This window comes from Streptomyces sp. NBC_00370 (genome assembly GCF_036084755.1).
Taxonomy (GTDB): domain Bacteria; phylum Actinomycetota; class Actinomycetes; order Streptomycetales; family Streptomycetaceae; genus Streptomyces.
Genome location: NZ_CP107968.1, coordinates 1,184,766 through 1,209,773 on the forward strand (window position 1 = coordinate 1,184,766; position 25,008 = coordinate 1,209,773).

A 25,008-nucleotide genomic window follows, 5' to 3' on the forward strand; every position below is an offset into this window, starting at 1 on the left:
CCCGCGTCGGCGTCGGCGCACCGCGCTGTCCTCAGCGCACGGGGTGCACGGTGATCCGCGCTGCGGGGCTCAGCTTCCGCAGCCACTCCGCGAGTTCGGCGCCCGCCGCTTCGAGTTCGTCCGGTGCCAGCGGCGCCAGCCCCTCCAGCAGGAAGAGCGCGTCGGTCGACGTCCCGGTGAGCCGGGTGCGGGTGCCCTGGCGCCAGTTCCAGCGCCGGCAGGTGACGCCTTCCTCGTCGCGCCAGACGACCTCGCCCGGCTCGGGGTGCTCCACCGCCGGCTCACCGCCCGCCGCCGTGGCGAACGGCTCGTCGCCGGTGGCCCGTACGAGCCGCATGGGGCCGACGACGCACGCGGTGTCCTCGCCGCCGACCGGGATCAGCCGGGCGACGCTGATCGCGTTGTAGAGGTCGACGAGCAGATTGATCCGGGGCAGCCCGGCGTCGGACAGCGCGCGCTTGGCCAGCGCCTCCGCCGAGTTGCGGGTGCGGGACGGCTTCGCGCCGAAGGCGCTGTACGCCGCACGCCACGCCGCCATGTGCGGGTCCTCGTGCGGCGCGCGCCCGTCGAGCAGCGCGGTGAGCCGCCGGACCGCCTCGTCCAGCAGAGCCGAACTGTCGGCGTTGCTGGGGCCGTTCACCAGGCCGTGGGCCTCGACGGCGAGATGGCTGAAGCCGGGGACGAGGGTGCGTACCTCGTCCGAGACGATGAGGGTCTGGCTCATGACGGGTGCGTGCCTCGGCTTCACAGGGCGGACGGCAGCGTCCGCCAGAGATGGGGCCGGTCGACGGCGGAGCGCAGGGCGTTCAGCACGACCGGGTGCGGTGCAGGATAGAGTACCGGATAGTCCATCTCGTTACACTCGGGCCGTACGGTCCAGGCAAGCCGCTCGCCGTCCACCGAGAACCGCGCGTCCACGCCGGGTTTGTTGCCGCGCGGATCCTGCCGGTGCCACCCCGCCCCCTCGCGTCCTGACAGCCGGACGGCCACCAGACCGTGCAGCACCGGGCTGGTCCCGTCGTCGTCGGCGAGACGCTGGTAGCAGAGGGCGGCGGGGACGGCGCGGGCCCGCAGCAGGGCGGTCAGGGCGTGGGCCTTGGCGAAGCAGCTGCCGGTGCGCTCCCGCAGCACGTCCGACGCGCGCCAGGTGACGCGCGGGTCGCCGGTGTCGGCCGAGTGCGGAACGGTGTCACGGACGAACGTGAAGGCCGCCTCGGCGTATGCGTATGCGTCACTGCCGGCATGGCCGAGGCGGGCCGCCGTCTCGCGCACCAGGGGGTGGTCATGGTCGATGACCTCGTCGGCGGCCAGATAGGCCGCGACGTCGGGGACCTGCTGGATCAGCCGCATACCCGCCGACACTAATCGGCGGGCCGACCGGAATCAATGAATTTCCGGTCGACCACATACATATGCGGCAGGCGGCGGCTCCTAGCGGGCCATCTCTTCCTTGAGCGCCTGGACGAAGCTGTCGATGTCGTCCTCGGTGGTGTCGAACGCGCACATCCAGCGGACGTCGCCCGCCGCCTCGTCCCAGAAGTAGAACCGGAAGCGCTGCTGCAGCCGGACGCTGACGTCGTGCGGCAGCCGGGCGAAGACGCCGTTGGCCTGGACGGGGTACAGCAGCTCCACGCCGGCCACGTCCCGTACCCCGGCGGCCAGCCGCTGCGCCATCGCGTTGCTGTGCCGGGCGTTGCGCAGCCACAGGTCGCCCGCCAGCAGTGCCTCCAGCTGCACGGAGACGAAGCGCATCTTGGACGCCAGCTGCATGGACAGCTTGCGCAGGTACTTCATCGCGTGCGCCGACTCCGGGTCGAGGACCACGACGGCCTCGCCGAAGAGCATGCCGTTCTTGGTGCCCCCGAAGGAGACGATGTCCACGCCGACGGCGTTGGTGAAGGCCCGCATCGGTACGTCGAGCGAGGCCGCGGCGTTGGCTATCCGGGCCCCGTCCAGATGGACCTTCATCCCGAGGCCGTGGGCGTGTTCGCAGATGGCCCTGATCTCGGCCGGTGTGTAGAGCGTCCCCAGCTCGGTGCTCTGCGTGATCGAGACGACCTGCGGCCTGGCCCGGTGCTCGTCGTCCCAGCCGAACGCCTGCCGGTCGATCAGCTCGGGGGTGAGCTTGCCGTCCGGGGTCGGTACGGTCAGCAGCTTGAGCCCGGCGACCTTCTCCGGCGCGGCGCACTCGTCGGTGTTGATGTGCGCCGACTCGGCGCACACCACCGCGCCCCAGCGGTCGGTGACCGCCTGGAGCGCGACGACGTTCGAGCCCGTGCCGTTGAAGACGGGGTACGCCTCGGCCGTCGGGCCGAAGTGGCTGTGCATGACGCGCTGGAGGTGGCCGGTGTAGTCGTCCTCGCCGTACGAGACCTGGTGGCCGCCGTTGGCCAGGGCCAGGGCCGCCAGGATCTCCGGGTGGGCTCCCGCGTAGTTGTCGCTGGCGAAGCCGCGCGACGCGGGGTCGTGGTGGCGGCGGGCGTCCGTCGCTGCGGACCTCACGGCTTGGGAGTCAGCCACAGGCGGGTTCCATTCACTTCCCTGGCGGGCCGGTCCCAGACACCGGCGATGGCGTCTGCCAGGTCGGTGACGTCGGTGAAGCCCGCGAACTTCGCGTCCGGGCGCTCGGCGCGCATCGCGTCGTGCACCAGTGCCTTGATCACCAGGATCGCAGCAGCGGTGCGCGGGCCTTCCTCGCCCCCCGCCTTACGGAAGGAGTCGGCCAGGGCCAGCGTCCAGGCCTCGGCCGCCGCCTTCGAAGCGGCGTACGCGGCGTTCCCCGCCGTGGGCTTGGTCGCGCCGGCCGCGCTGATCAGCAGGAACCTGCCGCGGTCGGAGCGCAGCAGCGCGTCGTGGAAAGCCAGGGAGGTGTGCTGGACCGTTCGGATCAGCAGCTTCTCCAGCAGGTCCCAGTCGGCCAGGTCGGTCCCGGTGAAGGAGCGCCCGCCGCGCCAGCCGCCGACGAGATGGACCAGGCCGTCGATCCGGCCGTGCTCCTCCTCGATGCCGGCCGCCCACGCCTTGGTGGCGTCCAGGTCGAGCAGGTCGACGGTGGACCCGGCGACGCGCGCACCGTCGTGCTTCGCGTGGGCCGCTTCGACGGCCTCTGCCAGCCGTTCGGGGTCGGCGTCGGCGCCGACCACGGTCGCACCCGCCCCCGCCAGTCGCAGCAGCGCCGCCCGGCCCGCGGGGCCCGCCGCTCCGGCCACGGCGATCACGGCCCCGTCGAGTCCGCCCGCCACCTCGCCGGTTCCGTCCTTCGCCGTGCTCGTCGGCGTTGTCGTCATCCGTACTGCCTCCCGCTCGTCACCGACAGGGCTCACGCGGCTGCCCGCTCGACGCCCCGTCCGGCGCCCGGTCCGGCGCCCGTGGCCGTGATGCCCTTGGTCGAGGCGATCACATTCTTCAACTTCTTGGCGAGCGCCTCGTAGAACATGCTGAGCGGAAACTCGTCGGGAAGCACGTCGTCGACGAGCTTGCGGGGCAGCTGGGACAGGTCCAGCGCTTCGGGGCCCTTGGCCCAGCGGGAACCCGGGTGCGGCGAGAGGTACGTCGAGACCAGGTCGTACGCGGCGAGCCAGTGCACCAGCTTGGGGCGGTCGATGCCGGCCCGGTACAGCTCCTCGATCTCACCGCAGAGCTGGTTGGTGACCTTCGGGACCTCGTCCCAGTCGATCCGCAGGCTGTTGTCCGTCCAGCGCACCACGTCGTGCTTGTGGAGGTAGGCGAAGAGGAGCTGGCCGCCGAGACCGTCGTAGTTGCGGTTGCGCGCGCCGGTGACGGGGAAGCGGAACAGCCGGTCGAAGAGCATCGCGATCTGCACGTCGTGGCCCTGCGGGACGCCGTCGGCCTCCAGCTTCACGGCCTCGCGGAACGCGGTGAGGTCGCAGCGCAGCTCCTCCAGGCCGTACATCCAGAACGGCTGGCGCTGCTTGATCATGAAGGGGTCGAACGGCAGGTCACCGTGGCTGTGCGTGCGGTCGTGGATCATGTCCCAGAGCACGAAGGCCTGCTGGCAGCGGTCCTGGTCACGCAGCATGTCGCGGACGTCGTCGGGCAGTTCGACATGGAGCAGGTCGACGGCCGCCTCGGTGACGCGGCGGAAGCGGGCGGCCTCGCGGTCGCAGAAGATACCGCCCCAGCTGAACCGCTCGGGGGCCTCGCGCACGGCGATGGTCTCGGGGAAGAACACCGCGGAGTTCGTGTCGTACCCCGGGGTGAAGTCCTCGAAGGTGATGCCGCAGAACAGCGGGTTGTCGTAGCGGGTGCGCTCCAGCTCGGCCAGCCAGTCGGGCCAGACCATCCGCAGCACGACCGCTTCGAGGTTGCGGTCCGGGTTGCCGTTCTGTGTGTACATGGGGAAGACGGCGAGGTGCTGCAGCCCGTCGGCCCGGTGCGCGGCCGGCTGGAAGGCCAGCAGCGAGTCCAGGAAGTCCGGTACGTCGAAGGCACTGTCGGCCCAGCGGCGCAGATCCGCGACGAGCGCCGCGTGGTAGTCCGCGTCGTGCGGGAGGAGCGGCGAAAGCTGCTCGACGGCCGAGATGACCCGGTCCAGCGTCGCCTCGACGGCGATACGGGCCGGTGCGCCCTCGGCGTCGAAGTCGATGGAGCCGTCCTTGGACTGCCAGGGCCTGATCTCCTCGACGGCGTTCTTGAGCGCGGGCCAGGCCGGGTGATCGATCACCCGCATGTCGTTGGATATTGCGTCCTGGGCGGCCTGCTGCTCAAGAATTTTCGTCATGTCACTTCCTCCACGGGAGAAACTTGCGTTGTCGCCGTTAAGAGAGCGTATAGGCGCCTCTTCCGTCCAGACAAGTCGGGCAGGGTAAATTCTCCTGTCAAACCTGGGTCGCGGCCGTTGTTTTTCCTGTCACGCGCCGTCGGCACAGACATCCCGATTACCGACCGTTAGGCTTCCGCAGTGCCGCGTAGGCACCGGTGCCGCGCGGGAGCCGCCGTCGAAGGAAGCGAGACGATCTTGACTTTCCTCACCATCGGTCATCGTGGAGTGATGGGCGTCGAGCCCGAGAACACCCTGCGCTCGTTCGTCCGCGCGCAGGAAGCGGGGATGGACGCCGTCGAACTCGATCTGCATCTGAGCAAGGACGGCGCGCTCGTCGTGATGCACGACGCGGAAGTGGACCGCACGACCGACGGGTCGGGGGCGATCGCCGACCGGACACTCGCCGAGCTGCGGGAGCTCGACGCGGGCAAGGGTGAGCGGGTGCCGGTCTTCGAGGAGGTCCTGGACGCGGTGCGCTCGCCGCTGCAGGCGGAGATCAAGGACGTGGCGGCGGCGCGCGCGCTGGCCGAGGTGATGCACCGGCGCGGCCTGGCGGAGCGGGTGGAGGTGTCCTCGTTCCACGACGAGGCGGTGGCCGAGATCGCCTCGCTGGTGCCCGGGGTGCGCACGGTGCTGATCGCCAGCCGCTGGGAGGCCGACGTGGTGGACAGGGCCACGGCGGTGGGCGCCGCCTCGCTGGCCCTGAACATCCGCAGGCTCACGCTGGAGGTCGTGGAGCGGGCGCACGCGGAGGGGCTGCGGGTCATCGGCTGGGTGGTGAACACCCAGGACCAGCTGCGGCTGGCCAGGGCGTTCGAGCTGGACGCCGTGACCACCGACTTCCCGGAGATCCGGCGCACCGGCCGCTTCACGGCCTGAGCGCGGGCCGGGGCGGCGTCAGACGAGCGGCTTGACCAGCAGCTCGAACGTGAGGTCGGGGCGCTGCGGAACGCCGTAGCGCTCGTCGCCGTACGGGAAGGGCGTGAGCTTTCCCGTACGGCGGTAGCCGCGCCGCTCGTACCAGGCGATCAGTTCCTCGCGCAGGGTGATGACCGTCATCTGCATCTCCCGCACCCCCCAGGTCTCGCAGGCGATGCGCTCGGCGTCGGCGATGATCCGCCGGCCGAGCCCGTCGCCCTGCAGCCCGGGGCGCACCGCGAACATCCCGAAGTAGGCGGCGGGGGCTCGGTGTTCGAGCTGGCAGCAGGCGATCAGCTCGCCGTCGCGCTCCACGGCGAGCATGCGGCTGCCCGGGGCCTCGATCACGTCGAGCACGCCCTGCGGGTCGGTCCGCTGCCCGTCGATGAGGTCGGCCTCCGTGGTCCAGCCGGTGCGGCTGGTGTCACCGCGGTAGGCGGACTCGACGAGGGCGACGATCGCGTCGGTGTCGGCCGTGGTGGCGTCCCGGTAGGTCAGTTCGCCCGCACGGCGCGAAGCGGTGTCCATCGTGCGCGTTCTCCGTATCTCGGTCGGCTGAAACGCCCGCAGCCTAACGCGGGCGTTCCGGCCATGGCCTCCGGGTCGCGCGCACCGTACCCGAAGCGATATGCGCCGTCACCGTACGGAGCCGTCCGGCCGCGCAGGGCGACATGTCCGTGTCTGTGCGCTCAGCGCTCCTCGGTGGGGGGGCGGGGTGCCGGTGCGCCAGCTGTGCCGGGGCACGAAACCGAGCGTGCTCGTGCAGGCGCCGATGTCGAACAGCCCGGCGTGACCGGCCAGTTCGGCGAAGGCCGGCACTCCGGGGTGGTACCGCGCCATGAGCGTGGCCGTCGGCACGTCGGACGAGGTGTCCGGAGCCACGACGTTGAGGACGTGGCAGCCCTCGATCTCCGCCTCCAGGGCGCGGCGGAGCGCCTCGGCCGCGTCCCTGGTGTCCAGCCAGCCCCACAACTCGGCGCGGTTGGAACCGGGATCGGCGCGCACGTTGTCGAGCTGGATCCGCAGCCGTTCGCCTGCCCCGACGAAGGGGAAGCGCATACAGACGATGTCGGTGCCGTAGCGGCGGTGCGTGGCGCGCGCCACCTCCTCCAGGACCACCTTCGACAGACCGTAGGGGTCCTGGACCAGGATCGGGTGCTCCTCGTCCAGCGGCACGTACTGCGGCGACTGCGGTACGGGCGACCAGGCGAGGCCGACGGCGGAGAGGCTGGAGGCCGCCACCACCCGGCCGACCCCGGCGCGCCCCGCCTCGTCCAGCACCCGGTGCGCGGTGAGGCAGTTGGTGGCGAACAGGGCGCTGGGGTCGGGGCCGTTGGGGTGTGGGATGGCCCCCAGATGGACGACGGCCTCGGCGCCGTCCATCGCCTTGCGCACCAGTTCCGGATCCTGGAGGTCGCCGGTGTGCACCCGCTCGGCGCGCGGCTCGTCGACCGGTACGAGATCGGTGGCGACGACCTCGTGGCCGTGCGCCAGCAGATCGTCCAGCACGTAGCGCCCGATATGGCCGGCCGCGCCGGTGACCAGCACCCGCATCAGCCCTTCACCGCCCCGACGAGACCGTTCACGAAGTACCTCTGGAGACTCAGGAAGAGCACGATCACCGGGATCACCACGATCAGCGCGCCCGCCATCAGATTGTTGTAGTGTGGCACGCTTTCCGACGACAACGTCTGCAGCCCCAGCGGCAGGGTGAAGGTGGACGGGTCGTTCAGCGAGACCCGGGTGAGCAGGTACTCGTTCCACGTCGGGATCGCGGTCAGCAGGGCCACGGTGATCAACGCGGGCCGGGCCAGCGGCAGATAGACCCCGGTGAAGATCCGCAGCTCGCTCGCGCCGTCGACGCGCGCCGAGTCCCGCAGCTCGCTCGGCACGGCGAGGAACGCCCCGGTCATCAGCAGGATGGACAGCGGGGCGCCGCCGTTGACGAACGGCAGGACGAGCCCGAAGTGCGTGCCGAGGATGCCCAGTTTGTTCTCCAGCATCACGATCGGCAGCATCACCGTGACACCGGGCACGAACAGCAGTGAGACGAAGAGCTTCTGCAGCGCGCCCCTGCCGGGGAAGCGCAGCACGGCGAAGGCGTAGCCGGCCGCCGAGTACACCACCACCGTCAGGACGACGGTGTAGACCGTGACCAGCAGGCTGTTCATGAAGAAGTCGAAGAAGTGCAGCTTGTTCCAGGTGTCGACCAGGGTGTCGAACGTCGGGTTCTGCGGGATCAGATGACCGCCGCGCACCACCTCGACCTGGTCCTTGAAGGCCGCGGACACCATCCACAGGAACGGGTACACACTGACGAGTCCGTAGAGGCCGAGCAGGACGCCCACCACGGTACGGGCGATCAGCCGGCGCCTGCGGGCCCTGGCGTCGTCCGGTGTGACGGGGCGTGCCTTGACCGATATCGATGTCATGTCTTGCTCCGCAGCGCTCGCAGATTGATCAGGGCGAGGATCAGCGCGACGGCGAAGAGGATCCAGCCGAGCGCGCTGGAGAGCCCCAGCGTGGGTGAGAGGTTCTTGAGGAACGCGAGGCGGTACGCCTCAAGACCCAGCACGTTGGTGTGGTCCCCCGGGCCGCCGTTGGTCATGACCAGGAAGGTCTGGAACCCCTGCAGCGACTCCCGCAGGTTGAGCAGGACGACGATGGCGGTGATCGGCCGCAGCAGCGGCCACACCACGGAGGCGTTGGTGCGCCACCAGCCGGCGCCGTCGAGCTGGGCCGCCTCCAGCACGCTGCGGTCGATGCCCTGAAGGCCCGTCAGGTACAGCAGCATCGACACGGGCACCGAACTCCACACCGTCACCACGATGATGGTGGGCAGCGCGGTGTGCGGATTGCCGAGCCAGCCCTGCGGCTGGGCGAGCGAGCCGAGTCCGAGTCCGTCGAGCAGTGTGTTGATCGCGCCGTCCGGCTGGAGGATGTACTGCCAGGCGAAGAAGACGGCGATGCCGGTGGTCACGTACGGCACGAAGTACACCGAACGCAGCACGGACTGCATCCGCTTGGCCTGGTTGAGCAGGACGGCGAGCGGAAAGGACACCGCGACGGTCAGGGTCGGCACGGCGACCATGACCCAGAGGGTGTTGAGCGCCGCGTGCCGCACCCGGGGGGCGTAGATCGGGTCCCGCCACAGCAGGTCGGCGTAGTTGTCGAGGCCGACCCAGGTCCAGTCGGGGGTGAATCCGTTCCAGGTGGCGAAGCTGAGGGCGAAGCCGTACCCCACGGTGTAGACGCCCATGACGAGGAACAGGACAACGGCGGGGGCGACGAACAGATACCCGGACAGTGCTTCGTACCGGCGCGCGCGGCGGCGCGGCGACGTGTCGCCTGCGCCGCCGCCCGCCGTGTCCGGCACGGTGGTGCGGACGGCCGTCGTCACCGCAGGGCCGCCCAGTAGGAGTCGATGAGCTTGCTGAGCTTCTGGCCCGTCGTCCCGACGGACTGCTGCTTCAGCGGGGTGAGGTCGGCGAGGATCGCGCCCGCGTCGTCCTGCTCGTAGCCCGAGGGGCGGAAGTCCACGTCGGGGCTGGGCTTGTAGGTGTTCTCGGGCGTGCCCTTGAAGCTGGCGACCAGGGCGCTGAGCGTCGGGCCGAGCAACGCCTCCGAGTCGGCGCCGAGTTCGGTCGCGGGCAGGTCGGCGGAGTCCTTGGCGAACTGGGCGGCGACCTTCTCGCCGGACAGGAACTCCATCCACTTCTTGGCGTTCTCGGGCTGCTTGCTGGTCCCGGCGACGCTCAGTCCCGTCAGGGCCTGCGGGCCGAGTGCGCGCTGGGGCACCGCGCCGTCCTTGGGCGAGGGCAGTCCGAACGCGATGACGTCGTCGGGGTTCATGCCGTTCTGCTTGAGGAAGGCGAGGGTGAAGGTGCCGCCCACGTCGAACGCCGACTTGCCCTGGGCGAAGGCCTGGTCGCCCTCGTCGATGGTGAGGGTCTGGGTGCCCGGCATCCAGTACGGCGTGAGCTGGTCGTAGAGGCCGAGGACCTTGGTGCCGTTGGGCGAGGCGAAGTCGGTGCTCTTGTCCTGCTTGAACAGCGCCTCGTACGGCTGCTGTCCGAGCTGGGCGAAGGCGAGCGGCTGGAGGATCCAGGTCAGCCCGGTCGCCTGGACCTTGAGGCCGAGCGAGATGCCGCCCTTCTTCGGGTCCTTGGCCGTGGTCTTCTTCAGCATGTCCAGCCACTCCTCCCAGCTGGCGGGAGGCTTGGTGAATCCGGCGTCGGCCAGCATCTTCTTGTTGGCGAAGACGATGCCGAAGGTGCCGGCGGTGAACGGCACGCTGTAGCGGGCGCCGTTCTTGATTCCGTGGTCCTTGGCGGAGGTGGGCTGCGAGGCCTTGAAGCGGGCGTCGGTCACCAGGCCCGAGTTCTGCACCGCGTCCTGCATACGGCCGGCCCAGGCGCCCTTGAAGTCGCCCTTGATGTCGCTGACGACTCCCGCCGCGCCCAGCACCCGGTCCTCACCGTCGGAGTGGACCTCCAGCACGTCGGGCAGGTCCCCGGTCTTGGCGGCGCTCTGCACCTTGGTGGTGTAGGCGTCGTCCGGGGTGTACGCGTCGATCTTGACCGTGATGCCGGTCTGCTTCTTGAACTGGGCGGCGGCGGTCCGCAGCGCCGCCACGTGCGACTGCTTGAAGGTCCACATCTCCAGCGACTTCGAGTCGCTGCCGGAGCCTCCTGAACCGCCGCAGGCGGAGAGGGTGGTCAGTGAGAGTGCCGTAACCGCGGCGACCGCCGCGAACCTGGCATTCCGCGTAAAAGGTATGCGCATGGCCCCTACCTAGGAATCAAGCGTTCAGAAGACCGAATGACGTTGGAGTGACTGAACTTATGGTCGTAGTGATATAGCGTCAAGACGCACGTCGAGAATCGTGCTGACCGGTCGCCGAGGGGCGCCCGGTACGAGAAGCGGAGGTTCCGTGGAATCGGTGGCAGCAGCAGCGCGTGGGCGCAAGCCGGAAGAGGTCAAGTCCGCCGCCCGGGTGCTTGAGGTGCTCGAACTGCTCGGGGAGAACGGCGCCCGGCTCTCGCTCGCCGAGATGGCGTCGGCGATGGCGGTGCCGAAGAGCAGCCTGCACGCGATCCTCCGCACCATGGAGGCCAGGCGCTGGGTGGACCTGGACGGCACCGGCACCCGCTACAGCCTGGGCCTCAAGGCCCTGCTGACGGGGACCGCCTATTTGGAGGGCGACGACGTCACGAGCCTCGCGGGCCCGGTGCTCGACGCGCTCGCCGAGGAGACAGGCGAGTCGGTCCACCTGGGCAGGCTCGACGGCACGGACGTCGTCTACCTGGCCAAACGCGAGTCACGGCACGCCCTGCGGATGTACTCCGCGGTGGGCAGACGGCTGCCGGCGCACGCCACGGCGTTGGGCAAGGCGATGCTCTCCCAGTACGAGGCGGCCGAGGTGCGGATGCGGCTCAACTGGCCACTGGAGCGGCTCACCCCCGACACCGTGACCGATCCGGACGAACTGCTCGCGCAGCTCGCCGACGCCCGGCTGCGCGGCTGGGCGTCGGACGACGGGGAGAACTCCGTCGACATCCGGTGCGTGGCCGTCGCGCTCGGTACCGGACACGGCGGCGGCGACGCGATCAGCTGCTCGGTACCCAAGGTCCGGATGGACGACGCGCGCGCCGAGGAGATCGCCGGCGCCGTCACCGAGGCCGCACACTCGCTACGGACCCTCCTCAAACGGCTCGGTCAGCACTGAAGACCCGGCGACCCTTATTTGGTAGAGTCGTTGACAAATTGATCTCGCCCTCCGTACGTTCGGATAGCAGTACAACATCCTGCTATCTGTACGCTGGAGTTCGCATGGCTCAGCCTGATGCCCGCTCCGACGTTCTCGCCTCAGCTCCCTGGGTCGAGGAACGCGGCGCCAAGATCCGCATCACGGCCGTACGCACGTTCCTGACAGCCCCGCACGGCTGTCCCCATCTCATCGTCCGCGTCGAGACCAACGAACCCGGGCTCTACGGTCTGGGGTGTGCGAGCGATCCGCAGCGCACCCTCGCCGTCCGCTCGGTCCTCGACGACTATCTCGCTCCGATGCTGGTCGGGCGCGATCCCGACGACATCGAGGACATCCACCGGCTGATGCTCAACAGCGCCTACTGGCGCGGCGGTTCGCTGACCGGCAACGCGCTCGGCGGGGTCGATGTCGCGCTGTGGGACCTCAAGGCGAAGCGCCTCGGCGCTCCCCTCTACTCACTGTTCGGCGGCCGGGTCAGAAGCCGCGCCGACGCGTACACGCATGTCGACGGCGCCGAAGCCGCCGAGATCGCCGACAAGGTCACGGCGGCGCGGGAGCTGGGCTACCGCCATGTCCGCGTCCAGGCGGCGGTCCCCGGCTCCGACACGTACGGCACGAAGGCGGCGGGCGGCGCCGACCCCCGGGCGGCGCGGCTGCGTTCGGTGCCCTGGGACTCCGCCGCCTATCTGCGGACCGTGCCGCGGATCCTGACCGAGGTACGCGCCCTCGTCGGTGACGAGGTGGAGCTGCTGCACGACGTCCACGAGCGGCTCGACCCGCGCCAGGCGCGTGACTTCCTGCGCCGGGTCGAGGACGCGGGGCTGTACTTCGTGGAGGATCTGCTCGCCCCCGAGGACGCGGCCCACTTCGCCGGGCTGCGTGCCCATTCGCCCGTGCCGCTGGCCGTCGGTGAACTCTTCAGCGACATCGGCCAGTTCCTGCCGCTGCTCGAAGGGCCCGCCATCGACTTCGCGCGGATCCGGGTACCGACCCTGGGCGGTCTGACCCCCGCCCGCAAGCTCGCCGTCCTGTGCGAGCTGCGCGGTGTCCGGCTGGCACCGCACGGCCCCGCCGATGTCAGCCCCGTCGCGCAGGCCGCCACGATCGCCATGGACATCAGCAGCCACGCCTTCGGCGTCCAGGAGGCGGCGGTCTTCCGGCCGCCGGTGCACGAGGTGTTCCCCGGCACGATCACCGCCGCGGGCGGGAGCCTGGCACCATCCGAGACCCCCGGCCACGGCGTCGACTTCGACGAGGCCGCCGCCCGCCGTCATCCCGTGCCCGAGCCGCTGGAGCACGACCGCTGGGCCATGCTGCGCAACACCGATGGGAGCGTGCAACGACCGTGACGACCGACACCCGACGGGCACTCGTCGTCCGTGGCGGCTGGGCGGGACACTCGCCCGTCGAGACCACGGACCTCTTCCTGCCCTTCCTGCGCGACAACGGCTACGCCGTGGAGATCGCCGACACCCTCGACGTCTACACCGAAGCGGCGCTGCTCGCCGCGACCGATCTCGTCGTCCAGTGCTGGACCATGGGCGAGATCAGCAAGGAGCAGGTCGCGGGACTCACCGCGGCCGTCAGGGCCGGCACCGGATTCGCGGGCTGGCACGGCGGGATCGTGGACGCCTTCCGCGGCAGTGTCGACTACACGCTGCTCACCGGCGGCCAGTTCCTGATGCATCCGCACGGCTACTCCGACCACCGGGTCACCCTCGTCGAGGACCGCGCCGGGCATCCGGTGCTCGCCGGGCTCGGCGACTTCGACGTGCACACCGAGAAGTACTGGATGGCCACCGACCCGTCCATCGACGTGCTGGCGACGGTGGAGTTCGAGGCCGGCGAGGACCGCGAGCGGCCGGTCACCATGCCGGCCGTCTGGACCAGGACCTCGGGCGCCGGGCGGGTCTTCGTCTCCGCCGTCGGCCACAAACCGGACGACTTCGACGTGCCCGAGGTGCGGGCACTGACCGAGAGGGGACTGCTGTGGGCGAGCCGTTGAGGATCGGGATGGTCGGCGCCGGCAAGATCAGCGGCGCCTATCTGGACACCCTGGAGCGGCTGGAGAACGTGACGCTGACCGCCGTCACCGATCTGAACGCCGAGCGCGCCGCGGCCGTCGCCGAACGGGTGCCGGGCGTGACCGTCGTCGACTCGGTCGCCGACCTCGTCGTACGGGACGACGTGGACGCGGTGCTCAACCTGACCATCCCCGCCGTGCACGCGGAGGTCGCCAGGGCGGCTCTCGCCGCGGGCAAGCACGTGTACGGCGAGAAGCCGCTCACCACCGACCTGGCCGAGGCCGGCGAACTGCTCGCCACCGCCGGGGCGGCCGGGCTGCGGGTCGGCTGCGCGCCCGACACCGTCCTCGGCACGGGCGTGCAGACCGCGCGTAAGGCGGTCGACGACGGTCTGATCGGCACGCCGGTCGCCGCGATGGCGTTCATGACCACACCGGGCCACGAGGCGTGGCACCCGGACCCGGAGTTCTACTACCGGCCGGGCGGCGGGCCGTTGCTCGACATGGGCCCGTACTACGTCTCGGCCCTCGTCCAGTTGCTGGGCCCCGTCGTCAAGGTCACCGGCGCGTCCTCCCGGCCGCGCGCCGAGCGGCAGATCGGCAGCGGCCCACGGGCCGGTGAGCGGTTCGCGGTGGAGATCGACACCCATGTCACCGGCGTGCTCCACCACGCTGGCGGCCAACTCAGCACGCTAGTCATGAGTTTCGACATCGCCAAGGCCCGGCTGCCGCGTATCGAGGTGCACGGCACGGACGCGTCCCTCTCGGTGCCCGACCCCAACAACTTCGACGGCGCCGTCGAGTTGTTCAGGACCGGCGGCGACTGGGAGACCCTGCCCGTCTCGGCCGGCTATGCCGGAGGCGGGCGCGGCACCGGCCTCGCCGACCTGGCCGACGCACTCGCCGAAGGGCGCCCGCACCGGGCGTCGGGCGAGGTGGCCCGACATGTCCTCGATGTGATGCTGACGCTGCTCGACTCGGCGAAGGAAGGCAGGACACTCGACATCGGGAGTACCTGCGCCAGGCCGGAGCCCGTCACCTGGTAGCGGTATTTCTGGCTGGAACGGCGGGGAGGCGGCGGCCTCTCCGCCGTTCTTTGTCCGCCAAATGCCAAGTAAATTACTTTACGAGAGGGTCGCAATGTGGAATTTAAATCGCCTGACAATTCATTGACCTGGCCCGTTCCACCTGGCAGAAGAAGGGTTCCAGCTCAGACGTTGACTTGATAACACTCTTGGTTTTACATGGCGGTCACAGGCTGGACAGGAGGGCCGCCCATGCATGACCGCAGTAAGCAGGGAGAGGCGCGGACCGCGCATTTCCTCGCGGACCGTTTGCGTCCCGCGCTGTACACCGGGCGGCTCCCGATGGATGTCACCGCCTGGCACATCCCCGGCGAGCCTGTCCCTGTCGGGGTCGCGCTGCGCGCCGAGTACCGGCCGTTCGTCGTCGGCGACGCCTGGGGCGGGCCCTGGTCGACCAGCTGGTTCCGGCTCGACTGCGAGATACCGGCGCGCTGGGCGGGCCGCCGGGTCGAGGCGGTCATCGACCTCGGAGACGGCGCCGAAGGCCTCGTCCACGACGAGCACGGCACTCCGCTGCAAGGGCTCCACGCGGCCAACAGGGCCGTGACGCTGTCCACTTCGGCGAGCGGCGGCGAGCAGGTACGGCTGCTCGTCGAGGCCGCCGCCAATCCCCCGATCGACGCTGACTCCGGCGCGGGCAGCCACTACGGCGACCCGCTCACCGCGGGCGACGAACCGCTGTACCGGCTGGTCCGCGCCGACCTCGCGGTGCGCGACGAGGACATCTGGCAGCTCATCCACGACCTCGACGTACTGGACGGGCTGATGCGGGCGCTGCCGGAGCGCACTCCGCGCCGGCACGAGATCCTGCGGGCCCTGGAACACGCCGTCGATGTCGTGGACCCGCGTGACATCGCCGGTACGGCCGGGCGCGCCCGCGCGGTGCTCGCCCCCGTACTGGCCCGCCGCGCCCACGAGTCGGCGCACACCGTGACCGCCGTGGGCCACGCGCATCTCGACTCGGCGTGGCTGTGGCCGATGCGGGAGACCGTACGCAGGAGCGCCCGCACCTTCAGCACCGTCGCCACCCTCGCCGAGGAGTACCCGGAGCTGACGTTCGCCGCTTCGTCGGCGCAGCAGTACGCCTGGATGAAGGACCACCATCCGCATGTCTTCGAGCGGGTGCGCAAGGCCGTCGCCGACGGCAACTGGGCGCCGGTCGGCGGGATGTGGGTGGAGCCGGACGTCAATCTGCCCGGCGGCGAGGCGCTGGCCCGGCAGTTCGTCTACGGGCGGCGCTTCCACCGGGAGGAGCTGGGGGTCGAGACCGACGGGGTCTGGCTGCCCGACTCCCCCGGAATGACCGCCGCCTTCCCGCAGTTGGCGCTGCTCGCCGGGGCGCGCTGGTTCCTCGCGCACAAGCTCGCCGAGAACGACACCAACGCCATGCCGCATCACACCTTCTGGTGGGAGGGGATCGACGGCAGCCGGATCTTCAGCCATTTCCCGCCGGCCGACGAGCACAGTTCCGCCCTCTCCGGCGGTGAACTGGCCGACGCCGTGGACGCGTTCGCCGACAAGGGCGGTGCGACCCGCTCGCTGATGCCGTTCGGCGCCGCGGGCGGCGGCGGTCCGACCAGGGACATGCTGGAGCGGGCCCGCAGGCTCGCGGATCTCGAAGGCTCGCCGCGGGTCGAGATCCAGCACCCGGCGCACTTCTTCCGCGCGGCCACCGAGGAGTACGGGGACGCGCCGGTGTGGCGGGGTGAGCTGTATCTGGAGAGCCACCGCGGCGGCTACACCAGTCAGGCGCGCTCGAAGCGGGGCAACCGCCGGGCCGAATCGCTGCTCCGCGAGGCGGAGTTGTGGTCGGCCACGGCAGCCGTACGGGGCGGTGTGCCGTACCCGTACGAGGAACTCGAAACGCTCTGGAAGCGGGTGCTGCTCCACCAGAGCCACGACATCCTGCCGGGCGGCTCGATCGCCTGGGTGCACCAGGAGGCCGAGCAGGCATACCGCGACATCCACCGCCGGCTCGACCAGCTCGTCCGGCGCGCCGTCGGCACACCCGGCACCGGCTCCGGCAGTGACACGGCCGTCTTCAACGCGGGTCCGCTGGCCCGCAGGGAGGTCGTCGTTCTCGAAGCCGGCCTGCCGGCCGAAGGCGGCCAGCGGCTCTCCGACGGCCGGACCGCGGCCCTGGCGCAGGCGCCCGCGCTGGGCGCCGGACAGCTCGGCGGCCGGGCGGACGGCACCGCCCCGGTGACCGTACGGACCACCGAGGACGGCGGACAGCTGCTGGAGAACGGGCTGGTGCGGATCCTGGTCGACCGGGAAGGGCTGGTGCGCTCGGCGGTCGATCTCGGCACCGGGCGGGACGCCGTGGCACCGGGCGGCGCGGGCAACCTGCTGCAACTGCACCGCGACGACCCGCCGCGCGGCAGCGCCTGGAACCTCGAAGCCGGGCACCACGCCCCGCATCGCGATCTCGACCTGGCGACCGGTGTCGAGGTCACGGAGCGCGGTCCGCTGCTGGCGACCGTACGGGTGCGGCGCACCACGGGCCGCTCGGCCGTCACCCAGGAGCTGACCCTGACGGCGGGCGGCAGGTCGCTCGCCGTCACGACGGACGTCGACTGGCGCGAGCGCGACACCCTGCTCAAGGCCGCCTGGCCGCTGGACGTGCACGCCGAACGCAGCACGGGCGAGATCCAGTTCGGTCATGTGGAGCGGGCGACGCATGAGAACACCAGCTGGGAGGCGGCCCGTTACGAGCTGTGGGCGCACCGCTGGATCCATGTCGGCGAGCACAACTGGGGAGTCGCCCTGGCCTGCGACGCGACATACGGCTACGACGTGTCGCGGCACACCCGCGAGGACGGCGGGACCACCACGACCGTACGGCTGTCGCTGCTGCGCGCCGCGCACAGCCCGGACCCGCACGCCGACCGGGGGCCGCAGCGGTTCCGGCACACCCTGCGCCCGGGGGCCGGTGTGGGTGACGCCGTCGCCGAGGGATACGCGCTGAATCTGCCGCTGCGTCCCGCGCCGGGACCGGCCGCCGCCGCTGAGCCGCTGATCTCCGTCGGCCATCCGGACGTCGTCGTGGAGGCGGTGAAGCTCGCCGACGACCGCTCGGGCGACGTGGTCGTACGGCTCTACGAGTCGCGCGGCGGCCGGGTCGCCACCACACTCACCGCCGGGTTCCCGGTCAGGGAGGTGCGCGAGACGGATCTGCTGGAGGAGACCCTGGCCGTCCGGCCGCACGAGCACGGCGCGATACCGCTCACACTGCGGCCGTTCCAGATCCTCACCCTGCGGCTGGTACGGGCCGCCGAGTCCCCGGGAGACACCGATGATTGACGACCGCCCCGGCGAAGGCGCGGTCGGTCTGCTCCTCCCGGACGACCGTTCCGTGCTGCGCCGTTGGGCCGCCGACGGCGGCCCGCTCGCCGTCCGGGCGAATATCGTGCTGCTCGCCGCCGACGGTCTGCGCGACGCCGAGATCTCCCGGCGGCTCGGCGTTTCCCGGCAGACGGTGGGCAATTGGCGCCAGCGCTGGACGAGCGCCGGCATCGGCGGCCTCGAACACCGGCCGCGCACCGGCAGACCGGCGACCGTCGACGAGGCCGAGGTCGTCACGCGTACCCTGCTCGCCCCCGGCGGTTCCGGCGCTTCCCGGGCCGTGGCACGGGAGTTGGGCCTCTCGCACGCCACGGTCGCCGGGATCAGACGGCGCTGGCGCCTCAACCCGGACGAGTCGCCCGCCCCTTCCGTGCCGACCCGACCGCCGCTGCCCGGCGGTGACGTCTGGGTGATGGGCCTGTACGTCGACCGGTGTCGCGCCGTACTGCTGGCGGGCACCAGGGACCGTACGCGGGCGCCCGCTGCGGCGGGGACGGTGATCGGCGCCGATGTGCTCGCCGGGCTCGACAAGGCGCTGGACCTGGCGCTGACCACGGGCCCCGCAGGCGCCGGAAGCGGAACCGGACCCGCCGAATCCGCGGCTGCCCCGCACGATCCCGGCGCGCTGGCCGCCTATCTGGCCGAGGCAGGCCGCTGCCATCCGGATCTCGATCTGCACGCCATCGCCCTGTGGGACGCTCCCGGGCTGCCCCTGCTGCCCGAAGCGCCGGCCGGGCCCGTGACCTGCCATCAGATCCCGGCCCGCGCCACCTGGCGCAGCTTCCTGCGCGCGATGATCGCCCTCGACTCGACCAGCCACCCCGAGTCCTCGCGCCGGGTCTATCTCGACCTGGCCGCCGAGCTGGAGCGGTACGTCGCCGCGCGGGCCGAGGGCGGCGGCGACGCGGTGCGCTGGCTGCGCGAGACGGTCGCCGGGCATCTCGGCACCGACCGCGCGGCGGACGGTGCGGCGCGCGGTCACACGTGGAGCGGTGTCAACCAGATCGATCTCGGCTCGTTCAACGAGTGTGTGGTCATCGAGACGGTACGGCTGTCCGGCACCATCACCCGGGGCGAGATCGCGCACCGCACCGGCCTCACCCAGCAGTCCGTGTCCAGGATCGCCCGGTCGCTGCTGGACCGGGGCATCCTGATCGAGGACGCGCAGCGGCGCGCCACGTCCGGCAAACCCCGTACGCCGGTGCGGCTTTCGGGGACGGCGGCGCACGCGCTGGGCATCCATATCGACCCCGAGCTGCTGACGGCCGTCGTCATCGACCTGGACGGGGCGATCGTCTGCACCCGCACCCGGCCGGTCACCGCCGACATCAATCCGGCCGAGTTCGTCGACCGGGTCGCGGCGCTGGGCAGGGAAGCGCTGGACGAGGCGCGCGGCGCCGTGCGCGCCGACGGCTTCCTCGGCATCGGGGTCGCGGTGCCGGGCCCTGTCGACATCGCTTCGGGCACGGTGCTCGGTCCGCCGCTGATGTCGGCCTGGGGCGATCTGCCGCTGCTGTATCTGCTCAAGGACCACTTCCCCTGCCCGGTCATCATGGAGAAGGACTGCATCGCGGCGGCGGCGGGCGAGCGCTGGATCGGCCGGGACCGCAGGGCGCGTGACTTCGCGTATCTGTATCTCGGTACGGGAGTCGGCACCGGGCTCTATCTCAACGGCGACATCTACCGGGGCATCAGCGCCAACGCCGGTGAGTTCGGCCAGCTCTGCGCCATCGCGATGGGGCGGGTGGGCGAGGACGGCAGACCGGAGATGATGCCCGAGTGCAATCCGCCGGTGTCCGTGCCCGACTTCGCCGTGCGGCGCGGTATGCGTCCCGCGCCGTCGGCCGCCGGGAGCACGGCGGCCTATCTGGCGGTGGGCGAGGCGGCGGCCGCCGGGGATCCGGCGGCGGCGGGCGCGGTGCGTGAGGTCGCCAGGGCGGTGGGGCGCGGCGCGCTGGGGATGATCGATCTGCTGGACATCGATCTGATCGTGCTGGGCGGCCCGTTCTTCACGCCGGACGTCGCCGACTTCTACCTGGCCGAGATCGGCCGCACCGTCAACGAGTTCCCGACGGCGCGGCGGCTGCGCCGGGTCGAGGTCGAACCGTCGCTGCTCAGTGCGGAGGCGGCGGCGGTGGGCGCGGCCTCCACCATCTTCCACGCCACGTTCACCCCGCGGCTGCGGGGCAGAGGCGGCGCGGGCCGCCGGGACTGACCGTCCCGGCGACCCGTACCCACAGGCTGATGAATCGTCAGACGCGTGGCTGCGTGGGGCGGTTGGGGGTGCGTGCAAGCTGCCCCTTGAGCATGCGGCCGCCGTCGTTGGTCAGCCGCAGATAGTAGTCGGACGAGCAGGAGGTGCCGTCCTCGTCCAGGGCGAAGATCCCGGACCCGGCCGGTACGTCGGCGGCCGTCTCGGCGGTCTTGGCGATCTGGTTGCCCTCGTTGAACTCGTCGAACATCGAGATGTAGAAGCCCTGCGCCCCGATACCCGTGAGGTTGTAGAACTGACGCCACATCAGATCACCGTGGGCGCGCGCCCTGCCCTGCAGATCGCCGGGGATCACACACGGCTGGTAGTCGATCCCGTGCGCGTCGCAGTCCGCCTGGTCCGGGCCGTTGAGGTCGCGGGCGAACTGGTCGGCCTGGCTGACGTTGCTGATCCGGCCCACCATCCAGGGCGAGATCATGTTGAACGCGTGGTACACGTCGGAGAAGCCCGCGCGCGAGTCGTCCGTACCCGTGCGCCAGTGGGTCGGCACCCCGCCGATGACGTAACAGCCCTGGCTCTTGAACCAGTTGACGACGTCCAGGCACGGCGCCGGCTCGAAGGGCCGCCCCGAGTCGCTGAAGCCGAAGCCCCAGATGCACACCACCGGCTTGCCGTTCTGCTTCGCGTACGCGCCCGACGCCGTGTACGCCTTCATCTTCGACGTCCAGTCGTCCTTGATCTGCGACTGCATCGACGTCCAGCCGCTCACGTCGTACATGATGTAGAACTTGCGGCCGTGCGCCTCCGCCGCCTGACGCACCTTCTGCGCCATGCCGTCGCGGGTCGGCCCCTCGGCGCCGAACGGGTTGAACCGCTGGAGGGCCGCGGTGTCACAGCCGTTCTCCTGCATCCAGCGGAAGTGCGTGTCCACCGTCTGCTGGTCCCACGACGAGAACAGCGTGGCGGGCTGACCGCTGTTCAGGTTCGGGTAGGCGGTGCGATATGTCTTGCTGTACTCCTTCATTTCGGGCCACGACACCAGTGTCGTATTGCTGGGCGACGGCGGCTGGCCACCGTTGGCGCTGTAGTGCCACCAGCTGTTGATGGGCGCGCCGTCGCCGATACAGGCGAACCAGCCCTGATAGCCGACGGTGATTTTGCCGACCACGTCGCCGACGGGGCTGGCGGCGGGTCCGAAGGCACTCTTGCGTCTCGGTGCGGACGCGGCTCCGGCCTGCTGAGCGGCGCCGAGGCCACCGATCGCGGCCGTGGCGGCCAGCGCCGAGGCGATGGCCGAACGTCGTGACATACTCACGGAGGATTTCCTCCCACTAGATATCTGCCAGAAATGCGTAAAGTCCTTGGGAGTGGGGGGATTTACAGGCGGCGGCAGCCCGCCCGGCCCCCAAGGGCACGCATCTGCAAAGTAGTCGGCCGCACACCCGGCCACAAGGCCGTGCGCGTAAAGCATTCGGCCAAGAATCCCGAAGCGGTGTCAGCTCAATTTCTTTACGCTTTCCGTTTCCGGCGAAATGCGAATTGCGATCTGCGGGACCGGACCGGGCGCGCGTCCGCCCCGCCGTGCTCCCCCAGTGACCCCTTGCGCTCGTATGTGCCAGGGCCACGCTGGGCATCACCTTCCCGACATGACCGATCGGGGGAGGTACGCGGTGCATGGACCGGCGACGGTCGGCTGGCTGCTCGTCGCACTCTGCACGGCGGCCGGGGGCTACTGCCTGCTCCGGCTGCGCGGCGGGGGCGGTGAGCGGCGCGGCACGGCGGGCGGCGAGGCGCTGATGGGGTTCGGGATGGCGGCCATGGCGGTGCCGGCCGCCGTGCTGGCGCCGCCCCGGTGGGTCTGGGTGGCGTACGCGCTCGTGTTCGGCGCGGCGGCGCTGTACGCGCTCGTCCGGGCCCGCGCGGCGGGACACCATCTGCACCATCTGCTGGGGATGCTCGCCATGGTCTACATGGCGGGGGCGATGGCGGCGGCGCCGACGGGAGCGCACGGCGGCGGTCACGGGGAGATGCCGGGGATGTCCGGCGCGGGCATGGCAGGGGGCGTCCCGCTGGTGACCGGGCTGCTGCTCGTCTACTACGCGGGGTACGTCCTGTGGGCGGGCACCCGGCTGCTGCCGCTCGTGGCCGTCGCTGCGCCCGTGGGCGGCGCGGGCACGGCCGGGACGGGCGGGAGCGGCGGAAACGGCGGGACCGGCTGGGGGGACCGGGCCGAGCTGGCCCTCGCCTGCCGGCTCTCCATGGGGCTCGCCATGCTGGCGATGCTGATCACGCTGTGACGGCGCACCCCGTGACGACTGCCGTACGGGCGCCACCGGCCACCACCGGCGGCGCGCGGGCGCGCACCTGAGCGTGTCCTGCGTCACTTGACGCGTGAGGCTGCCTCCCCCGGGGGCCGCCCCTCATAGGCTGGTGACCATGATGGTCTCCTTGGCGCTGCTGCTGTTCGGTGCGCTCGCCGCCGCCGTCGCGCCGAAGCTGCTGGCGCGCGCCGAGTGGCCGGAGCGTGAGCCCGTCGTCGCGCTGTGGGTGTGGCAGTGCGTGGTCGCCGCCGTCCTGCTGAGCTGCGTGCTCTCCATGATCTTCAGCGCCGCCGCCGCCTGGGAGGCGGTACGCGGCCATGTCTTCGCGACCGCGCCCGCCGGGGTCGTACAGGCGTACTCCTTGGGCGGCCATCCGCAGGGCTCCGCCGTCCTCGCCGTGCTGCTGGCGGGCGGCGGGCTGTGGACCGCCGCCATGCTCACCCGGGAGATCCACCGCTCGCGCAAGCGGCGCAAGCAGCGCCGCAAGGAACTGCTCGTCCGCTCGCCCGTCCTGCCGGGCGAGCAGCCCGGCGAGGAACCGCTGGTCGTGCTGGAGGCCGAGCGCCCGGACGCCTGGTGGCTGGCCGGCGCGGCCCCGCAGCTGGTCATCACCACGGCCGCGCTGCGCCGGCTCAAGGGCCGCCAGCTCGATGCCGTACTCGCCCACGAACAGGGCCACGCGCGCGCCAGGCACGACTGGCTGCGGCACTGCTCGTCCGCGCTGGCGAACGGCTTCCCGCAGGTGCCGGTGTTCGCCGCGTTCCGCGACGAGATGCACCGGCTGGTCGAGCTGGCCGCCGACGACATGGCGTCCCGCCGCTTCGGCAGCCGGACGACCGCGCTCGCCCTGGTCGAACTGAACGAGGACCGCGGGGTGTTCGGTCCCGGCACCACCCCGGACGCCGAACTGCCGCAGCGGGTCAACCGGCTGCTGTCACCGGTGCCCCGGCTGACGGCGGGCCGCAGACTGCGGCTGACGGCCGCGGCGGCGCTGGTACCGGCCGTGCCGCTGCTCGTCGCCTTCGTCCCGGGGCTGCGCGCCCTGGGCTGACCGCCGTCGGCGGCGGGCGAATCACCGGCGGTGCCACCCGGTCCCGGTTGCGGGCGGCATCCTCGGCAAGGATCACCTCATGCACTCCTCACCGGTCACCTTCGCCCGCACGGCCGCCCTGTTCGCCGTCGTCTCCGGGGTACTGGCGGCGCTCGTCGTCACCGAGTGGGGGCCGCTGCTCTCCTTCGACCGCTCCTCGGCCTCCCGGCTGCACCGCTGGGCCGTCGCCGAACCGGGGCTCACCCACACCAACCGGGTGCTCAGCGACTGGGTGTGGGACCCCTGGACGATGCGCGCGCTGACGGCCGCGGCCGTCGTCGTGCTGTGGCTGCGCCGTTCGCGGCTGCTCGCCCTGTGGGTCGCGGCGACGAGCCTGGTCGGCTCCGTCGTCCAGCAGGGGCTCAAGGCCGTCGTCGGGCGGCCGCGCCCGCACTGGCCCGACCCGGTCGACTCCGCCCACTACGCCTCGTTCCCCTCCGGGCACGCGATGACCGCCACCGTCACCTGCGGGCTGCTGCTGTGGCTGCTGCGGCGGCACGGGACGCGCGGCGCGGCGTGGGGCGCCGCCGTGCTGGTGGCGGCCGTCTCGGTGGCCGGTGTGGGGCTCACCCGGCTCTGGCTGGGGGTGCACTGGAGTTCGGACGTGCTGGCGGGCTGGCTGCTCGGTGCCGGACTTGTCGCCCTGTCCATCGCCACGTACGGGCGTGTACGGCCGTCCGGCCTTGTCCAGGGGGCCGTGTGCCGGGAAGGATCGGGAGTATGACGTTCAAGGCAGTGCTTTTCGACTTCTCCGGGACCCTCTTCCGCATCGAATCGGCAGGATCATGGCTGCGGGCCGTACTCGACGAGACGGGTGTCTGTGTGCCGCCCGACGAGGTCCGGCGGTCCGCGATGCGGCTGGCCGTGGCGGGGGCGCTGCCCGGCGGTCCCTCGCCGCAGCAGGTGCCGGCCGAACTGGCCGAGGTGTGGGCGGGCCGTGACGCGAGCGCGGCGGGCCACCGCGCCGCGTACACCGGCCTCGCCCGGCAGGTGCCGCTGCCCGACCCCGCGCTGTACGACGCCCTCTACGAGCGGCACATGACCCCGGACGCCTGGCGCCCTTACGGCGACGCGGCCGAGGTGCTCGGCGCGCTGCGGCGCGGCGGGCTCGGTGTCGCCGTGGTCAGCAACATCGGCTGGGACCTGCGGCCGGTCTTCCGCGCCCACGGTCTGGACAGCCTCGTGGACGCGTACGTCCTCTCGTACGAGCACGGCGTCCAGAAGCCGGACGCCCGGCTGTTCCGGGCGGCCTGCGAGGAGCTGGGGCAGGATCCGCACGACGTGCTGATGGTCGGCGACGACCGCGCGGCCGACGGCGGAGCCGCCGACATCGGCTGCTCGGTGCACTTCGTGGACCATCTGCCGGTGGAGGAACGGCCGGCCGGACTGCGCCCGGTGCTCACCCTCGCGGGCCGCGGACCGCTCCCCTAACCGACCCGGCCCGGCGCTTTCCGCGTCCGG

General features: G+C 71.3%; 22 protein-coding genes. 11 read left to right on the plus strand and 11 right to left on the minus strand.

Annotated features, from left to right (window positions below; all coding sequences use genetic code 11):
* Positions 1-31: 31 nt before the first annotated feature.
* The 5 genes from OHS57_RS05145 to OHS57_RS05165 all read right to left on the minus strand — a co-directional run bounded on the left by OHS57_RS05145 (position 32) and on the right by OHS57_RS05165 (position 4,741).
* Positions 32-724 (minus strand): B3/B4 domain-containing protein, encoded by a 693-nt coding sequence (locus OHS57_RS05145; protein WP_328581160.1) that lies wholly within the window; start codon positions 722-724, stop codon positions 32-34.
* Positions 725-744: 20 nt separating this feature from the next.
* Entirely contained in the window at positions 745-1,350 is a 606-nt protein-coding gene (locus OHS57_RS05150; protein WP_328581161.1) for a transglutaminase-like domain-containing protein, read from the minus strand.
* An 81-nt stretch (positions 1,351-1,431) separates the two neighbouring features.
* Complete coding sequence (locus tag OHS57_RS05155) at positions 1,432-2,520, minus strand: threonine aldolase family protein (protein WP_041998097.1); 1,089 nt, start codon at positions 2,518-2,520, stop codon at positions 1,432-1,434.
* The gene (locus OHS57_RS05160) at positions 2,499-3,287 is read right to left on the minus strand and encodes an SDR family NAD(P)-dependent oxidoreductase (protein ID WP_328581162.1); all 789 of its coding nucleotides are present in this window, start codon (positions 3,285-3,287) and stop codon (positions 2,499-2,501) included. The genes OHS57_RS05155 and OHS57_RS05160 overlap by 22 nt, the downstream gene beginning before the upstream one ends.
* Positions 3,288-3,319: 32 nt before the next feature.
* Positions 3,320-4,741 (minus strand): DUF6421 family protein, encoded by a 1,422-nt coding sequence (locus OHS57_RS05165; RefSeq protein ID WP_328581163.1) that lies wholly within the window; start codon positions 4,739-4,741, stop codon positions 3,320-3,322.
* 237 nt (positions 4,742-4,978) lie between these two features.
* Here OHS57_RS05165 and OHS57_RS05170 point away from each other — a divergent pair, with 237 nt between their 5' ends.
* Positions 4,979-5,662: a glycerophosphodiester phosphodiesterase gene (locus OHS57_RS05170; protein ID WP_328581164.1), complete on the plus strand. Its 684-nt coding sequence runs from the start codon at positions 4,979-4,981 to the stop codon at positions 5,660-5,662.
* 18 nt (positions 5,663-5,680) lie between these two features.
* Here OHS57_RS05170 and OHS57_RS05175 read toward each other — a convergent pair whose 3' ends face one another.
* From OHS57_RS05175 to OHS57_RS05195, 5 genes are all read right to left on the minus strand, one after another.
* Positions 5,681-6,229 (minus strand): GNAT family N-acetyltransferase, encoded by a 549-nt coding sequence (locus tag OHS57_RS05175; protein WP_041998089.1) that lies wholly within the window; start codon positions 6,227-6,229, stop codon positions 5,681-5,683.
* 108 nt (positions 6,230-6,337) lie between these two features.
* Entirely contained in the window at positions 6,338-7,255 is a 918-nt protein-coding gene (locus OHS57_RS05180; RefSeq protein WP_328581165.1) for an NAD-dependent epimerase/dehydratase family protein, read from the minus strand.
* On the minus strand, positions 7,255-8,133 hold the full coding sequence (locus OHS57_RS05185; RefSeq protein ID WP_328581166.1) for a carbohydrate ABC transporter permease: 879 nt from the start codon (positions 8,131-8,133) through the stop codon (positions 7,255-7,257). Before OHS57_RS05185 ends, OHS57_RS05180 begins: the two co-directional genes overlap by 1 nt.
* Positions 8,130-9,101 carry a carbohydrate ABC transporter permease gene (locus tag OHS57_RS05190; RefSeq protein ID WP_241778815.1) on the minus strand — a complete coding sequence of 324 codons (972 nt, stop codon included), beginning with the start codon at positions 9,099-9,101 and terminating at the stop codon, positions 8,130-8,132. The genes OHS57_RS05185 and OHS57_RS05190 overlap by 4 nt, the downstream gene beginning before the upstream one ends.
* On the minus strand, positions 9,098-10,486 hold the full coding sequence (locus OHS57_RS05195) for an ABC transporter substrate-binding protein (protein WP_328581167.1): 1,389 nt from the start codon (positions 10,484-10,486) through the stop codon (positions 9,098-9,100). Before OHS57_RS05195 ends, OHS57_RS05190 begins: the two co-directional genes overlap by 4 nt.
* A 157-nt stretch (positions 10,487-10,643) precedes the next feature.
* Between OHS57_RS05195 and OHS57_RS05200 the strand changes: the two genes are divergently transcribed.
* From OHS57_RS05200 to OHS57_RS05225, 6 genes are all read left to right on the plus strand, one after another.
* On the plus strand, positions 10,644-11,429 hold the full coding sequence (locus tag OHS57_RS05200) for an IclR family transcriptional regulator (RefSeq protein ID WP_042000292.1): 786 nt from the start codon (positions 10,644-10,646) through the stop codon (positions 11,427-11,429).
* Positions 11,430-11,533: 104 nt separating this feature from the next.
* Complete coding sequence (locus OHS57_RS05205; RefSeq protein WP_328581168.1) at positions 11,534-12,820, plus strand: enolase C-terminal domain-like protein; 1,287 nt, start codon at positions 11,534-11,536, stop codon at positions 12,818-12,820.
* Positions 12,817-13,476, plus strand: a complete 660-nt coding sequence (locus OHS57_RS05210; RefSeq protein ID WP_328581169.1) for a ThuA domain-containing protein — start codon at positions 12,817-12,819, stop codon at positions 13,474-13,476. Before OHS57_RS05205 ends, OHS57_RS05210 begins: the two co-directional genes overlap by 4 nt.
* Entirely contained in the window at positions 13,461-14,540 is a 1,080-nt protein-coding gene (locus OHS57_RS05215) for a Gfo/Idh/MocA family protein (protein WP_328581170.1), read from the plus strand. The genes OHS57_RS05210 and OHS57_RS05215 overlap by 16 nt, the downstream gene beginning before the upstream one ends.
* A gap of 231 nt (positions 14,541-14,771) precedes the next feature.
* Positions 14,772-17,882, plus strand: a complete 3,111-nt coding sequence (locus OHS57_RS05220) for an alpha-mannosidase (RefSeq protein ID WP_328581171.1) — start codon at positions 14,772-14,774, stop codon at positions 17,880-17,882.
* A complete protein-coding gene (locus tag OHS57_RS05225; protein WP_328581172.1) occupies positions 17,875-20,139 on the plus strand; it encodes an ROK family protein in 2,265 nt (754 codons plus the stop codon). Before OHS57_RS05220 ends, OHS57_RS05225 begins: the two co-directional genes overlap by 8 nt.
* Positions 20,140-20,176: 37 nt before the next feature.
* Here the strand turns inward: OHS57_RS05225 and OHS57_RS05230 are convergent, their stop codons facing one another.
* Complete coding sequence (locus OHS57_RS05230; RefSeq protein ID WP_328581173.1) at positions 20,177-21,451, minus strand: glycoside hydrolase family 71/99-like protein; 1,275 nt, start codon at positions 21,449-21,451, stop codon at positions 20,177-20,179.
* A 331-nt stretch (positions 21,452-21,782) separates the two neighbouring features.
* Here OHS57_RS05230 and OHS57_RS05235 point away from each other — a divergent pair, with 331 nt between their 5' ends.
* The 4 genes from OHS57_RS05235 (at position 21,783) to OHS57_RS05250 (ending at position 24,978) form a co-directional block, all read left to right on the plus strand.
* Positions 21,783-22,433: a DUF5134 domain-containing protein gene (locus OHS57_RS05235; protein ID WP_328581174.1), complete on the plus strand. Its 651-nt coding sequence runs from the start codon at positions 21,783-21,785 to the stop codon at positions 22,431-22,433.
* Between the two features lie 139 nt (positions 22,434-22,572).
* Positions 22,573-23,508 carry a M56 family metallopeptidase gene (locus OHS57_RS05240; protein ID WP_042000286.1) on the plus strand — a complete coding sequence of 312 codons (936 nt, stop codon included), beginning with the start codon at positions 22,573-22,575 and terminating at the stop codon, positions 23,506-23,508.
* Between the two features lie 79 nt (positions 23,509-23,587).
* The gene (locus tag OHS57_RS05245) at positions 23,588-24,271 is read left to right on the plus strand and encodes a phosphatase PAP2 family protein (protein WP_328581175.1); all 684 of its coding nucleotides are present in this window, start codon (positions 23,588-23,590) and stop codon (positions 24,269-24,271) included.
* Positions 24,268-24,978 carry an HAD family hydrolase gene (locus tag OHS57_RS05250; protein WP_328581176.1) on the plus strand — a complete coding sequence of 237 codons (711 nt, stop codon included), beginning with the start codon at positions 24,268-24,270 and terminating at the stop codon, positions 24,976-24,978. Before OHS57_RS05245 ends, OHS57_RS05250 begins: the two co-directional genes overlap by 4 nt.
* The last annotated feature ends 30 nt before the right edge of the window (positions 24,979-25,008 follow it).

What these genes read in the sequence shown, in the direction of transcription:
- OHS57_RS05185 (WP_328581166.1), bottom strand. Translation starts at nt 8,133, where the DNA reads ATGACATCGATATCGGTCAAGGCACGCCCCGTCACACCGGACGACGCC.
- OHS57_RS05160 (WP_328581162.1), bottom strand. Translation starts at nt 3,287, where the DNA reads ATGACGACAACGCCGACGAGCACGGCGAAGGACGGAACCGGCGAGGTG.
- OHS57_RS05150 (WP_328581161.1), bottom strand. Translation starts at nt 1,350, where the DNA reads ATGCGGCTGATCCAGCAGGTCCCCGACGTCGCGGCCTATCTGGCCGCC.
- OHS57_RS05235 (WP_328581174.1), top strand. Translation starts at nt 21,783, where the DNA reads ATGACCGATCGGGGGAGGTACGCGGTGCATGGACCGGCGACGGTCGGC.
- OHS57_RS05245 (WP_328581175.1), top strand. Translation starts at nt 23,588, where the DNA reads ATGCACTCCTCACCGGTCACCTTCGCCCGCACGGCCGCCCTGTTCGCC.
- OHS57_RS05180 (WP_328581165.1), bottom strand. Translation starts at nt 7,255, where the DNA reads ATGCGGGTGCTGGTCACCGGCGCGGCCGGCCATATCGGGCGCTACGTG.
- OHS57_RS05195 (WP_328581167.1), bottom strand. Translation starts at nt 10,486, where the DNA reads ATGCGCATACCTTTTACGCGGAATGCCAGGTTCGCGGCGGTCGCCGCG.
- OHS57_RS05165 (WP_328581163.1), bottom strand. Translation starts at nt 4,741, where the DNA reads ATGACGAAAATTCTTGAGCAGCAGGCCGCCCAGGACGCAATATCCAAC.
- OHS57_RS05145 (WP_328581160.1), bottom strand. Translation starts at nt 724, where the DNA reads ATGAGCCAGACCCTCATCGTCTCGGACGAGGTACGCACCCTCGTCCCC.
- OHS57_RS05175 (WP_041998089.1), bottom strand. Translation starts at nt 6,229, where the DNA reads ATGGACACCGCTTCGCGCCGTGCGGGCGAACTGACCTACCGGGACGCC.
- OHS57_RS05205 (WP_328581168.1), top strand. Translation starts at nt 11,534, where the DNA reads ATGGCTCAGCCTGATGCCCGCTCCGACGTTCTCGCCTCAGCTCCCTGG.
- OHS57_RS05220 (WP_328581171.1), top strand. Translation starts at nt 14,772, where the DNA reads ATGCATGACCGCAGTAAGCAGGGAGAGGCGCGGACCGCGCATTTCCTC.
- OHS57_RS05225 (WP_328581172.1), top strand. Translation starts at nt 17,875, where the DNA reads ATGATTGACGACCGCCCCGGCGAAGGCGCGGTCGGTCTGCTCCTCCCG.
- OHS57_RS05240 (WP_042000286.1), top strand. Translation starts at nt 22,573, where the DNA reads ATGATGGTCTCCTTGGCGCTGCTGCTGTTCGGTGCGCTCGCCGCCGCC.
- OHS57_RS05250 (WP_328581176.1), top strand. Translation starts at nt 24,268, where the DNA reads ATGACGTTCAAGGCAGTGCTTTTCGACTTCTCCGGGACCCTCTTCCGC.